The 12,894-nt window shown below is 53.7% G+C and carries 13 protein-coding genes; all 13 read right to left on the bottom strand.

The features are described 5' to 3' along the window. Positions 1-49: 49 nt before the first annotated feature. Positions 50-322: a hypothetical protein gene (locus tag ACTO3O_RS02345; protein WP_294591279.1), complete on the bottom strand. Its 273-nt coding sequence runs from the start codon at positions 320-322 to the stop codon at positions 50-52. 111 nt (positions 323-433) lie between these two features. Further along, positions 434-1,423 carry a methionyl-tRNA formyltransferase gene (fmt, locus tag ACTO3O_RS02340; protein WP_297829417.1) on the bottom strand — a complete coding sequence of 330 codons (990 nt, stop codon included), beginning with the start codon at positions 1,421-1,423 and terminating at the stop codon, positions 434-436. A 232-nt stretch (positions 1,424-1,655) separates the two neighbouring features. After that, positions 1,656-1,805: a hypothetical protein gene (locus tag ACTO3O_RS02335; protein ID WP_297829414.1), complete on the bottom strand. Its 150-nt coding sequence runs from the start codon at positions 1,803-1,805 to the stop codon at positions 1,656-1,658. Between the two features lie 36 nt (positions 1,806-1,841). Then, complete coding sequence (locus tag ACTO3O_RS02330) at positions 1,842-3,062, bottom strand: bifunctional 3,4-dihydroxy-2-butanone-4-phosphate synthase/GTP cyclohydrolase II (protein WP_297625571.1); 1,221 nt, start codon at positions 3,060-3,062, stop codon at positions 1,842-1,844. Beyond that, entirely contained in the window at positions 3,055-4,524 is a 1,470-nt protein-coding gene (locus tag ACTO3O_RS02325) for an LptF/LptG family permease (protein WP_297829411.1), read from the bottom strand. Before ACTO3O_RS02325 ends, ACTO3O_RS02330 begins: the two co-directional genes overlap by 8 nt. 6 nt (positions 4,525-4,530) lie before the next feature. Continuing rightward, the gene (locus ACTO3O_RS02320) at positions 4,531-5,928 is read right to left on the bottom strand and encodes an alpha/beta hydrolase (RefSeq protein ID WP_297829408.1); all 1,398 of its coding nucleotides are present in this window, start codon (positions 5,926-5,928) and stop codon (positions 4,531-4,533) included. A gap of 96 nt (positions 5,929-6,024) precedes the next feature. Further along, positions 6,025-6,405 carry an START-like domain-containing protein gene (locus tag ACTO3O_RS02315; protein WP_297829405.1) on the bottom strand — a complete coding sequence of 127 codons (381 nt, stop codon included), beginning with the start codon at positions 6,403-6,405 and terminating at the stop codon, positions 6,025-6,027. Between the two features lie 329 nt (positions 6,406-6,734). Beyond that, positions 6,735-7,304, bottom strand: a complete 570-nt coding sequence (locus ACTO3O_RS02310; protein WP_297829402.1) for a helix-turn-helix domain-containing protein — start codon at positions 7,302-7,304, stop codon at positions 6,735-6,737. Positions 7,305-7,752: 448 nt separating this feature from the next. Continuing rightward, the gene (locus ACTO3O_RS02305) at positions 7,753-8,139 is read right to left on the bottom strand and encodes an HIT family protein (protein WP_297625558.1); all 387 of its coding nucleotides are present in this window, start codon (positions 8,137-8,139) and stop codon (positions 7,753-7,755) included. Positions 8,140-8,173: 34 nt separating this feature from the next. Next, positions 8,174-8,590: a hypothetical protein gene (locus ACTO3O_RS02300; protein WP_297829398.1), complete on the bottom strand. Its 417-nt coding sequence runs from the start codon at positions 8,588-8,590 to the stop codon at positions 8,174-8,176. A gap of 30 nt (positions 8,591-8,620) precedes the next feature. Then, complete coding sequence (locus ACTO3O_RS02295) at positions 8,621-10,906, bottom strand: RelA/SpoT family protein (RefSeq protein WP_482596405.1); 2,286 nt, start codon at positions 10,904-10,906, stop codon at positions 8,621-8,623. A gap of 204 nt (positions 10,907-11,110) precedes the next feature. Next, positions 11,111-11,809 (bottom strand): hypothetical protein, encoded by a 699-nt coding sequence (locus tag ACTO3O_RS02290; protein WP_297829395.1) that lies wholly within the window; start codon positions 11,807-11,809, stop codon positions 11,111-11,113. A gap of 9 nt (positions 11,810-11,818) precedes the next feature. Beyond that, a complete protein-coding gene (locus ACTO3O_RS02285; RefSeq protein WP_297829392.1) occupies positions 11,819-12,454 on the bottom strand; it encodes a hypothetical protein in 636 nt (211 codons plus the stop codon). Positions 12,455-12,894: the final 440 nt, after the last annotated feature.

Below are 12,894 nucleotides of genomic sequence, written 5' to 3'. Positions count from 1 at the left end.
ACGCTACTTCTCTTTTTCGAATAAACAACCCGATCGCCGATTGCATCTTTCAAGCAAAAAACGATGCCGTGAAATGCTTGATCGCCGAGATGATAAAACCAAGCACCACCGCATTGACCAAAACGAACGGAACGGCCTTCTTCTCCTCTCTGGCTATCATCACGACCATCGGAAGGGCCATCAGAACAGCCACAATGGGGCCGACCAACCAATGAGTTACGCCTATCTGCGGAAGCGTCGTATTGAAAACGACGAATGTGACCACCACATACTGAAGAAAAGCAGACCAGCAATTGGCCCGGTTCATCTTTTTCAGAAACATGGGAAGCGCGTCTATCAAGCCGACGACCACTCCCACTAGGATGGTAAATACGATTGCCATAACTCTGTTTATTTGGATTGAGCTTTGTTACAATTTCGGGAATCCTCCCCCTCAAATTCTGTATCCCCTCAAAAATTCTTCGACCTCCATGGCCCGTTTTCCCGCCACCTGCAACCGGTCGACGTACAGCCACCCGTCTGCACAAGCCACCCGCAACCAATGTTTGCCATCGGATTCAAAATCAGCAGTCTTCGCCATCTCGCCGGGCGCAAAAGATTCGCCATGCGCCGCCAGAATTTTAGCCGTTGTCCTCGGCGCCGACACCTCGCCCGACCCCGGAAAATCGCACCACGCTCCCGGATAGGGACTCAACCCGCGCACCTTATCGTACAACGAACGGGTAGAGTAGTCCCCCCACCGTTTTCCCTCGGCCACCAATCGGCAATCCTCCTTGAAAATCTTCGGCGCCGGTTTCAGTGCGCCCGCACCGGCTCCATCCGCAAGCTGCGCCTGTGCCCGAATCGTCCCCGCAGCCAACGCCTCCACCGTCTCCACCACCAATCCTGCCCCCAGCTCCATCAACCCATCGTGCACCGTCCCCGCCGTATCAGTGTCGGAAATCGGCAACTCCCTCTGCATCAGAATCGCCCCCGTATCGATCTCGTGATCCAACAAAAACGTGGTCACCCCGGTCTTTCGTTCCCCGTTCATCACCGCCCAGTTGATCGGCGCCGCCCCCCTGTACTGCGGCAGCAGCGAAGCGTGGAGGTTGAATGTCCCGAGCCTCGGCATCGCCCAAATCACTTCCGGCAGCATCCGAAAAGCCACCACAACCGCCAAATCGGCCTCCAACGCCTCGAAAGCCGCGACAAACTCAGGGTCTTTCAGTTTCACCGGTTGCAGCAGCGGCACGCCCGGCAAAGCCTCTTCGGCATACCGTTTGACGGCAGACTGCTGCATTTTCAACCCCCGTCCCGCCGGTTTATCGGGCACCGTCACGACTCCGACGATGCGGTATCCTCCCTCGACCAACCGTCTGAGGGGTTCGACCGCAAAATCGGGCGTCCCCATGTAAACTATCCGTAACTGTTTCGCTTCCATTTATATATGTAGTGGAAATGTATCTCTCATCTCTCCCGTTTATTCCGAGAGGCAACGCAACTGACGACCATTGGCCCGGCTGTTCGCAGTATTGGAGCCAACTCCCTTGGTGTTGAACCAAAAAAGCACGCCACCGATATCGCTCGTGGACAAAGACCAGCAATAGCCACCGTCTCCACCTCCATTCTGAATTCCAGTTGCTTTTTCGCGGTAGCCCGGGGCGGCATCCCGTTTATTCCGAGAGGCAACGCAACTGAAAACCGTAGGCACGGGCGTCTGCTCCGCCGGGATCGATCCAAGTTGCGCCGAAGCTCAAACGTATGCCGTAAATACCGTTGGTCGCAAACAGCCAGCTATAGCCGTTGGTGCCGGTGCTGACCAATGCGCCCGTATCCCGGTGGCGGTAGCCCGGGGCCCACTAATCCCCTTTGGCGAACAACCCCAACGTGTGCCCCATAGCCCGCTCCTTCGTCTCCAGATAGTGTGCATTATGCGGATTCGGAGCGATCACGATCGGCACGTTTTCCACGATTTTCAGGCCATAACCCTCCAGCCCCGCCCGCTTCTGCGGGTTGTTCGTCATCAGACGGATATTCCGCACCCCCAAATCATGCAGGATGCTCGCCCCGACCCCGTAATCCCGCTCATCCGCCTTGAACCCCAGCTTCAAATTGGCCTCCACCGTATCCAGCCCCTCGTCCTGCAACTTGTAAGCCTTGATTTTATTGAACAGACCGATTCCGCGCCCCTCCTGATTCAAGTAGACGATCACCCCGCGTCCCGCCTGTTCGACCATCTCCATCGCCTTGTGCAGCTGCGCCCCGCAATCGCACCGACACGACCCCAAAATATCGCCCGTCGCACACGACGAGTGCATCCGCACCAGCACCGGCTCGTCCTCCGCCCATTCCCCCTTCACCAACGCCATGTGTTCCAGCCCGTTGCTCTTCTGCCGATAGGCCACGATCCGGAAATCGCCCCACTCGGTCGGCAACGTCGCCTCCGCTCCCCGTTCGATGATCGACTCCTCTTTCAAACGATACGCAATCAGGTCGGCGATCGAAATAATCTTCAACCCGTGCTTCTCCGCAAACTGCAACAGTTCCGGCAACCGCGCCATCGTCCCGTCCTCGTTCATGATCTCCATCAGCGCCCCCGCCGGATACAACCCCGCCAGCCGCGCCAAATCGACCGCCGCCTCCGTGTGCCCCGCCCGACGTAACACCCCTTTGTCCTGCGCATAGAGCGGATTGATATGCCCCGGCCGCCCGAAAGTGGCCGGCGTCGAAGCCGGATCGGCCAGCGCCCGGATCGTAGCCGCCCGATCCGCCGCCGAAACCCCCGTACTGCACCCTTCGAGTTTATCGATCGTCACCGTAAACGGCGTCCCGAGCACCGACGTATTGTCCGTCACCTGGTGCGGCAGATCGAGCTCCGCGCAGCGCGACAGCGTGATCGGCGCACAAAGCACCCCCCGCGCCTCCTTGAGCATGAAATTGACCTGTTCGGGCGTAATTTTTTCCGCCGCGATAATCAAATCCCCTTCGTTCTCCCGATCCTCGTCGTCCACAACGATAACGAACTCGCCCCGACGGAAATCTTCGATCGCCTCCTCGATGGTATTGAGCCTCCTATTCATTCGATGTATGTTTTTGATTTTTAAATGCTTTGAAACGTTCCCACACCCGTCGTCCCCAGACGATCGCCGGCTCCAGCCGTTTTTTATAGGCATCCGGATTGAAAATCGCCGAGTCGTTCGTCGATTTATAGGTCAGGAAGATCGCGATCGGGAAGAGGATGAAACTCGACACCCAAATCCCCCAGAACGGCGACCACGCCCCGTCTTTCACAAACTTTTCGCCCGTAATCGTAATGATGTAGTAGACCACGAAGAAGATCACCGAGACCACGATCGGCATCCCGAGCCCCCCTTTCCGGATGATCGCCCCCAGCGGCGCCCCGATCAGGAAAAAGATCATGATAGAGAAGGGTAGTGCGATCTTTCGTTGAAAATCGGCCTGCGCCCGATAGAGCAGTTGCGACGTATAACGCATGTATTCCGACTCGTAATCGCTATAGACGCGGGCCTCCTCGGCCCACGCCGACGCCTGCGTGAAGACCGCGTTCCGTGCCTCGACGCTCATCGTGTCGAGTATCCCGGCCACCGAAACTTTCCGCAGCGGCAGCAGCGAATCGAGCTCCATCGAGGCCATATTCCGAAAGATGTGCGACTTGATGAGCCGATGCTCGAACAGGGTAACGATCGAATCCTGAGCCTGTTTCAGCGAGTCGATCATGTGCGAGAGCTGGTGCATGTTTTTGGTCTCGCTCTGGTTCGAGAACTCGCCCTCCGACCGCTCAAACGCAAAGCCCGACAACGGAATCAGCAGCTGCTGTTCATCGAACAGGTGATGACTCAATTCATTCTGTTCGAACCACTGGTAATCGCGGTTCTCTTCGTAAATCTGACCGTTATAGAGCAGCACCAGCAGGTATTTCTTGTCGTCCGAGATGCGGATATACCCCGAATCGGCCACGATCGTCTGCATGTTGCTGTACTTGGCATTGTCGTAGATCAGGATATCGGTCAGTTTGTTGGTCTCCGGATCCTGATGACCGATCCGGATGCTCCGATCCGGAATGCCGTTGAAGAAAATCCCGTCCTGGAACTTCATCTCCTGCCGCTGCTTGGAGATATCCCGCATCAACGAGATCATTTTCCGGAACGAATAAGGGGTCAGGTCGTTAATCACGAAGAAACTCCCGACGCAGACCACCGTCATCAGGATAATAAGGGGTTTCATGATCCGGGGCAGCGAAATCCCGGCCGCCTTCAGCGCCAGCAGTTCGTTGTTCTCGCCCAAATTCCCCATCGTCATGATCGATGCCAGCAGCGTCGCGAGCGGCAGCCCCATCGGCACAAGGGTCGCACTGGCGTAGAGCACCAGCTCGATAATCACCCCGGGGCCGAGCCCCTTTCCAACCAGCTCGTCGATGTGCATCCACAGATAGTGCATCAGGAGGATGAACATCACGATAAAAAACGTGAGCACCATGGGCCCCACGTAGGCTTTCAATACGAAACGATAAACTGTCTTCATGTAATGCTAACTTCCGGATCGAAGCCTTACGCCATATAAAGAGGTTATAAAATTTTGAATATCGCGGAGCACCTCGGGAGAGATGGTCTCTTCAATCGTGCCATATTCCAGCACAGCCCCCGTTTGCGCCTGTTGGAACAAATGATTTAATCCCGGATAGAGTTTGATCGTGGCATCGGGCGCGAGCCGTCGCATCGGAGGCATATTCAAATCCGGCCGGATTTGAATATCCTTTTCTCCATAAAGCACGAATGCCGGACAGTCGGTCGCAGCGATACTCCCGGCCGGCGAAAAGCCGATGAAGTATCCGATCCAAGGATTCGGTTCGCCGGCTATTTTCTTCAGATTTTCTTTCAAAGCGGCATGAACAGGGGTTGTTTCCCACCCAGCGCATATAGTCTCCACCCTGTCAAATGCCTCGCCGTCGCCCTTCTCCATTTTCAGGGCATAGACCTTCCGCAACGCCTCTGCATAGTCAGACACGACCCGTTCGGGCATATTTCCCTGCTCCAACGCAGTCGTGCTCTGGTCTATCAGGATACTGTCGCCCCGAACAGCCTGCGCCCCCAGGGCAATAATGAAATCGGGCCCGGCGCAAAGCACCGGATCGTTCTTGTCACCCAACATAAACGCAACCGTAGCCCCTTCGCTATGCCCAAGGATACCGACATGTTTGAAATTTCCGATCCGACGCATATATTCCACCCCCGCCTTTGCGTCTTGCGCGAAATCCTCAGTCGTTGCATTTGTCCCGTCACCGGTAGATTCACCGAAACCTCTGTCATCATACCGCAAAGAGGCGATACCGTTCCGCGCCAGATAATCCGCAATCACCGCAAACGGTTTATGCCCAAAAATCTCCTCATCCCGATTTTGCAGTCCGCTCCCCGTCACCATCACCACAGCAGGCGTCTCAGCCGTGCAGCCTTCCGGCAGCGTGAGTGTTCCGGCAAGAACGACCTGATCCCGCAGATTGTTAAAGGTAACTTCTTTCGTACCGTAAGGGAACGGAGGCCGCGGCGTCTGCGGTCGGCCTGCCTCCGCTTTTCCCGCATACAATATAAGCTCCTCATCCATCGCCCCCTGCGTGCACCTTCCGACCCATTCGTCCCCTTCCCGATGTCCGGCATACGACAAACCGATACGCCTCACCGACACCCGGATGGAATCCGCCGACAGGCAGTCGACCTCGCCGACTATCCCATAAACCCCCTGATCCGGCGAATCCAATGTCACCGAAGCTCTGCCGTCCGCATCGGTTTCGAGATGAAACACCAGTTTCAGTTCCACCTGCGGCGTCACCTTGAGCCGCCCCTGCCAGGAACCGACGATATGATTGTCGGCAGCCGCACCGGCCATTCCTGCGCCGAGCACGGCAAGTACCGCAATCCATATGTTTTTCATCCTCATCGGTTTATTCATCAATTCCCTCCATGGCGTACCTTCTCCCCCCGTAGAATCGCGCCAAAGAGCGGACAGACAATTAAGAGTACAAATTTATCATTTTTTCGGACAACCGATCGCCCGTTTCAACTTCTCGACCTGCGCATTCCAGAGCGTGCGGCAATCCTCCACCTCCGCCTCCTCCGCAAAATCGATGACCGTCAGCATCAAATCCCCCGTCAGCTCCTGGTGCGACAAACGGAATTCGAATTCATGGCCCTCCTCGTCCAGCCACTCGTACCTCACCGAGACATTCGGTTTCTGGTGCACCATCCGAGCCGTCTGAGTCGTTCTGTTCCAGAAAAACACATAACAATCTCCCGTCACCTCGACCCGGTCTGCAAACCAACTACCGAGTCCCAGCGGGGTAGTAATCGCCCGGTAGAGCGAACCGGGCGTACAGGAAAAAGGATATTCCAAGACAATTTTTTTCTTCATAACAGCAGGCATATAGAGGAGTCGATCGAGAAGGTTTTTCGCAAAATAGCGAATCTTTCCCTAAAAACCTATAACGTATCGTCGAATCTCCCCATTGCCCGGTTTCGGAAACATCCGCCTCCACGAGCGTCATTTTATCCGGTTTGCGCACCGTGGAATCGTGTTCGGCCAACGAATCCAATTGCAGCGACAGGGCTGGTTTGAGCCGTCACACCTAAATTATCCCCACCATTATTTAACATAATATAAATAACAATCAAATAAAGAGACGTCATTAAAACCATCTACCGCCCAGATTATTTAACATAACTAATTGCGATTTTTTCGATTTAATCGGGACGATAATCCTCCAGCGTACCATCCGCAAAAAAGATAATGACCCGCGCGATTTTTTTCGGAGCCTCTTTTTCCGAGTGCGATAAATCCTCCCGTGGTATATCCGCCCTAATTTTATAGTTTACATCTATAATTGACTGTTTTGCTGGCTCTATGTGTGTTATATTACTATGATTATCTGCATCTTGCTTGTCGTTTACACCTGTAGCCACACTCGCTTTCTCTTCGATTTTCTCTTGATTTACTTCTGTAATACTCCCTTTGTTTACATCGGTAAATAAATCATTCTTGGGCGTATTTACGGATTTATACATCTCTCCCAGTCCATTGATCACCCAATCCGGATTCAACTCGGGAAAACGGAGCAGCATTCGGGAGATAAACTCAAAATTCGGCTTGTTTCTACCGGCTAATAAGTGCGATATGCTGGAGGGTTGCACCTCCATAATCTCCGCGAACTTTACAGCTGTAAGCCCCTCTAATTTGAGGAATTGAGCCAATCTTTCTTTCATATTCGTAACATTTAGCGCATTTACAAAGATAATACTTCCTTGTAAACTCACTCGACATCCCCTCTATTTATTTACTACCCTCCACGACAAGGGAAAAATCAAATCAATAAATTAAGTTTATATAAAATTCACAACACACTAAAATTCAGCGTACTAAATAAACTATATATTCTAGGAAAGTGTCGTTAGGGTATTTTATCACCTGCATCAGCGAACAAACAAATAACTAATACTCGAATTAAAAATACATAACAAGCTGAAAATCATATTTATTATATAAAAATAATATAGACTTATTCATGCTATGGAACATACATTTACAACTCGTATTTCCACATCTGTAATCCCTTTTGAGGGTATAAAAACAAAAATGGCGAGCTCGAAACGAGCTCGCCATGACTATGTGCACCAACAAAAAAAGCCTTAGCAAAAAGCTAAGGCTAAAACTAAACCCGTTCGCCTCTATGAGCGGCAAACGGAACTCACAATCCTCGGAAGTCTAAAACTGGATTTTCTCCTGAATCGCCTGAAACTCCTCCGGCGTCAGTTTCAATTTCGGTCGGCTGAAATCCAAATCGCCTCCCTCGTTGATCGGTACCAGGTGGATATGCGCATGCGGCACATCGAGTCCGATCACCGCCATTCCGATCCGCCGACACGGCATCACCTCCCGCAATCGAATCGCTACCCGCCGTGCAAAAGCCATCAACTCCTTCAACTCCTCCTCCGGCAAATCGAACAGATAGTCCACCTCCCGTTTCGGCACCACCAGCGTGTGTCCCTCCGCCAACGGATTGATGTCCAGAAAAGCATAATGCCGCTCATCCTCCGCCACCTTGAAACTCGGGATTTCTCCCCCGATGATCTTGCTGAAGATCGTAGACATGATTTATTTGAGTTTAATTATGTTAAATCGAATGTTAGTACTCCTCGTATTTCGGTCTGAGCAATTCGCTCGCAATAATCATCGTCTTCAAATCCACCGCCACAAAACTTTCTTCCTCCCGCTGCATCTCCAGCGTTTCTGCTCCCCCATTCAACTCATCGCCCCCATCCGCAAGCTCCGAAACCGCCATCGAAACAGACACAGGACGCGCCTCCGCTCTCGCCACCGCCTGTTTCAGCTCCTCCTGACGCTTCAACTCCCGTTGCTGCTCGACCTCCCAATGTCCAGACTCTTCTTGACGCCCTTCCGACACCATTCTCCGCTCTACGCGCCGCTCCGGCTCGATCTCTTTTCTTTTCCGTTTGCTCTTTCCCCCCACCGCACTCCACGAGGCACCCACCAAAATAGCCACCGTCACCAGTACAATTTGGATGATTTCAATCGTATCCATAAAAATCTTTTTTCAAACCCCAAGCTGCTCTCAGTCCACCATCGAAGCCTCCGTCCGATGCACCTTTTCGACCCCCTTGATCGCCTTCACCTTATCCATAATCAGTTTCAGGTCTTCGCTGTTCCGCACATAGAGGCTGATCGTCCCCTCGAAAATCCCGTCGTGGCTGTGCACATGCAACTCCCGGATATTGATATTCAACTCTCCGCTGATAATCTTCGCCAAGTCGTACAGAATCCCCAGCCGGTCGATCCCCCTCACCTCGATCACCGCCAGATACGACATCACCTTTTCGCTCGACCACTTGGCCGGCACAATCCGTTCTCCATGTTGCGCCGACAACTTCACCGCCCGGTGACAATTTTTCTTATGCACCTCCACCGTTCCGTCCTCCCCTTTGAACCCCACCACCTCGTCTCCCGGAATCGGATTGCAACACTCCGCCATCACATACCGATACTCCTCTCCGTCCCCCGCCGTCTCCTCCTCCCGATGTCCCCCCTCCGACGCTCCCCCGCCCAAGAAACGGAACGGATTCGGAAACTGCAACGTCCAGTATTTCATTAACTTGCTCGCCGCATTCTGCTTCAGAATCTTATCCAGCCCGTCGATCGAAATGATCCCCGCCCCCAATTTGCTGTAAAACTCGTCCTTGTTGGAAGAGTGATAGGCCGGCAAGACCTTCCGAAAGACCCGCGCCTGCAACGGCACGCCGAGTTTCTTCATCTCCGCCTCGAAAAGCTCCTGCCCCCGCCGGATATTATTCTCCCCGTCCCGTTTGAGGAACTGTTTGATATACCCCCTCGCCTTCGCCGTCGTGATATGGTCGAGCCACTCGACCTGAGGATGAGCACTTTGCGACGTCAGAATCTCGATCTGATCCCCCGAATGAATCTCCGCATAGAGCGGCGTAATCTTATAATTAACCTTCGCTCCGATGGCACGATTCCCGATTTTCGAGTGAATGTCGTATGCAAAGTCCAGCACCGTCGCCCCCTTCGGCATCGTCCTCGCCTCTCCGCTCGGCGTAAAGACCACGATTTCAGAGACCTGCAAGTTCATCTTGAAGTTATCCATGAACTCGACCGCATCGTCCGCCGGGCTATTGAGCGCCTCTCTGAGCTTCGCGAGCCATTGATCGAACTCCCGTTCGCTCCGTTTGTCGGTCTCGGCCACCGCCCCGTCCGCCTTATATTTCCAATGCGCAGCGAATCCCCGCTCCGCAATCTCGTTCATCCGCTCCGACCGGATCTGCACCTCGGCCCACACCCCCTCCGGCCCCATCACCGTACAGTGCAGCGCCTCATACCCATTGGCCTTCGGAATGTTGACCCAGTCCCGAATCCGGTCCGGTTTCGGTTTATAGATATCGGTAATGAGCGAATAGAGGTGCCAGCACTGCGATTTTTCGGGAATCAGCGGCGAGGGTTTGAAGACGATCCGAATGGCGAACAGGTCGTAAATCTCCTCGAACGAAACCTGCTTCCGTTTCATCTTCTTCCAGATCGAATAGACCGACTTCACCCTCCCCGAAATCTCGAACTCGATGTTGTTTTCCTTGAGTTTCTCGATGATCGGCGGGTTGAATTTTTCGAGGAACTGCAACCGCTGCACCTCCGTATCGGCCAGTTTCTGGCTGATCTGGTTGTACTCGTCCGCAAAGCGGTACTTCAGGCTCAAATCCTCGAACTCCGTTTTGATGAGATACAGCCCCAGCCGATGTGCCAGCGGAGCAAAGAGATAGATCGTCTCCGAAGCGATTTTCATCTGCTTGTGCTTCGGCATCGAGCCCAGCGTCCGCATGTTGTGGAGCCGGTCGGCGATCTTGATCAGACACACCCGGATATCGTCCGAGAGCGTGAGTATCATCTTTTTGAAATTTTCGGCCTGACTCGAAATATCCTGCGCGAACGCCCCCGCCAGCTTCGTGAGCCCGTCCACCAGCGTCGCCACCGTCCGTCCGAACCGGTGTTCGATATCCTCCACCGTATAATCCGTATCCTCGACCACATCGTGCAGCAGAGCCGCCTGCACCGACTTGACCCCCAGCCCGATCTCCGTCACCACGATCCGCGCCACCGCCAGCGGATGCGTAATATACGGTTCCCCCGACTTCCTCCTGACCCCTCGGTGCGCCTCGTTGGCAAAATAGAACGCGCTCCGGATTCGGTCGTAATCCTCCTCATTCTTACAGATCGCCGCACAGCACTCCAACAGCTCGTCGAACTGCTGTTGCACCATCCATTCGTCCTTCTTGTCGTAACTGTCGGCCGCAGGCACCGTCGCCTCGGCCGGAATCGGGGTAGAATCAGCCATATTGGATCGTTTTCACCACTCTAAGATACGATTTTTTCGCAAAAGATGTCACTTTTCTCCGAAAAAAACGCTCCACCCGCCTACCCTCCTCTTCATTAAAAAAGCCGCATCGCCCATTCCGTCCGACCGGACAAGAACTGAGCGACACGGCACTGTCTCCAATTACTATAAACAAATGGAAATCAACCCATCAAAGCCCACCCCCTACTGTTCCTTCTGCTGCGCCAGATAGGCATCGTACATATCCAGCACCCACGCATCGTCCTCCTTGGCCTCCTTCTTGTGCGCCTTCCCTTCGGGCCCCTTGAACCACTTTTTGCAGAACTCTTTCAATCCCGGATACTGCTTGTCCATCAATACCGTGTTGACGAACATATACGGATAAACGATCCCCTCCGGATCATCGTGGAAACGGACGCCGTACATGGTCTTCAGCACCCGCCGCTGAATATTTCCCGTCTGCTCGAACGTCCATATCTTCCACCAATAGGCGGTGGCATTCTCCCCCTCCTTGTTCACGCAAACCAACCTCCGAAGCGTACGATAACGATCGGCAATACTGGGCGCCGCCAGCGGATGCGCCTCCCACCGGATTCCGTCCGGATTGCCTTCGGTCTTCTCGACATATTCGACGCTCTCGACCTCCTCGGCCGTATATTTCACCGGCTCTTTCTCTTTCGCATCCGGCGTCTCCGCGAGCTTGAACGAATAGTTCTCCTTTTTGAACATTGACGACTCGGCATGCCACCCGCGGTGCACATATCCCTCAACCCGATCCCCCGATCGGAGGGTCACCACCACCCGCCGGAACTCCTGATCCTGCGTTTTCTTGGCCGCCGCCTCCGGAAAATCAACGCCCGACGCCACCAGCGAGAGCGCTGCAAATAGCATAAATCGTTTCATAAGCATTCTTTATTCGTTGGACATCAGGTTTATTATCGGACAATAGTCCCTCAACATCAACACCGTCTTCGCCCGCCCGATGCTCGATTGGAGAATCCGTCGAGCCAGTTCCGGATCATCCTCGACATACTGTGCGATCCGTTCCCGGAACCGATCCTTCGACCTGCGGTTAATCCCGCCCATATCCCGCCATGTCTCTTCGCCCCGCTTCCGCAGGAAATAAGCGACCCGCGACTGACTGAATACCCGCCGCCGCTGCCACACCTGTATTCCGCCGTTCGTATCGATCCCATATCCCTTCCTCGCATAGACGCACGCCTGCATATACGGCGTCGTAAAATAGACCCACATCCATCCCGGCCGCTCCGCATAAACGAATCGCCGGGGATGTTCCGGCGTCCGAACGTGCCAGCAGACTATCGAATCGACCTCCTCCGGTTCTATCCACTCCTTATCTTTAGTCTTGAGGAAAGCATCGCGCCAAATTTTCAACCGCCCCGACCGTTTGGGCAACTCTATCCGATCGTTTCCCGTACACTCCACCACCGTTCCGTTTTTCAGGTACACCCGCCCCTTGACGAGATCCGCCGCCCTCGCCCCGACGATTCCGGCACCCAGAAACACCAACAAAAGCAAAGACTTCATCCTGTAATCCTCCATTGTTTTTCCACCTCCCATACCCTCACCTACAAAGATAAAAGAATCCATCTAAAATCCACCATAAAAATCAAAAAAAAAAAAATAGAGTTTTAATATTAAAAATATCGACCAACAACGCACCAACAAACCACCAGATCGCGCCCCGGGCTACCGCGATCCTGGCCGTACAAATTTCGAGGGTGTAATAAGAGGTTGCGGCAGCAATGGATATAGTTACTCGTCTTCAATCCACGACGCTGACGGATTATTTGTCGATTTCACTGTGACGTGGCTCGGGCCCAGCTACGCGAACTACCGCGCCTACGGTTTTCAATTGCGTTGCCTCTCGGAATAAACGGACGACACACCCGCCCGGTCGCCCCCACCCGCAAAAAGAAAGGCGACCGATCCTTTAAAGGATCGGTCGCCTGATAAACAAGAATATA

The sequence above is a fragment of the Rikenella sp. genome, from assembly GCF_056799795.1.
Note: the sequence above shows the minus strand (reverse complement) of the source record. Positions and strands in the feature narration are given on the sequence as shown.

Excerpts from the sequence above, each read along its gene's own strand:
- ACTO3O_RS02345 (WP_294591279.1), bottom strand. The coding sequence starts at position 322 with ATGTTTCTGAAAAAGATGAACCGGGCCAATTGCTGGTCTGCTTTTCTT.
- fmt (WP_297829417.1), bottom strand. The coding sequence starts at position 1,423 with ATGGAAGCGAAACAGTTACGGATAGTTTACATGGGGACGCCCGATTTT.
- ACTO3O_RS02330 (WP_297625571.1), bottom strand. The coding sequence starts at position 3,062 with ATGAATAGGAGGCTCAATACCATCGAGGAGGCGATCGAAGATTTCCGT.
- ACTO3O_RS02325 (WP_297829411.1), bottom strand. The coding sequence starts at position 4,524 with ATGAAGACAGTTTATCGTTTCGTATTGAAAGCCTACGTGGGGCCCATG.
- ACTO3O_RS02320 (WP_297829408.1), bottom strand. The coding sequence starts at position 5,928 with ATGAAAAACATATGGATTGCGGTACTTGCCGTGCTCGGCGCAGGAATG.
- ACTO3O_RS02315 (WP_297829405.1), bottom strand. The coding sequence starts at position 6,405 with ATGAAGAAAAAAATTGTCTTGGAATATCCTTTTTCCTGTACGCCCGGT.
- ACTO3O_RS02305 (WP_297625558.1), bottom strand. The coding sequence starts at position 8,139 with ATGTCTACGATCTTCAGCAAGATCATCGGGGGAGAAATCCCGAGTTTC.
- ACTO3O_RS02300 (WP_297829398.1), bottom strand. The coding sequence starts at position 8,590 with ATGGATACGATTGAAATCATCCAAATTGTACTGGTGACGGTGGCTATT.
- ACTO3O_RS02295 (WP_482596405.1), bottom strand. The coding sequence starts at position 10,906 with ATGGCTGATTCTACCCCGATTCCGGCCGAGGCGACGGTGCCTGCGGCC.
- ACTO3O_RS02290 (WP_297829395.1), bottom strand. The coding sequence starts at position 11,809 with ATGAAACGATTTATGCTATTTGCAGCGCTCTCGCTGGTGGCGTCGGGC.
- ACTO3O_RS02285 (WP_297829392.1), bottom strand. The coding sequence starts at position 12,454 with ATGAAGTCTTTGCTTTTGTTGGTGTTTCTGGGTGCCGGAATCGTCGGG.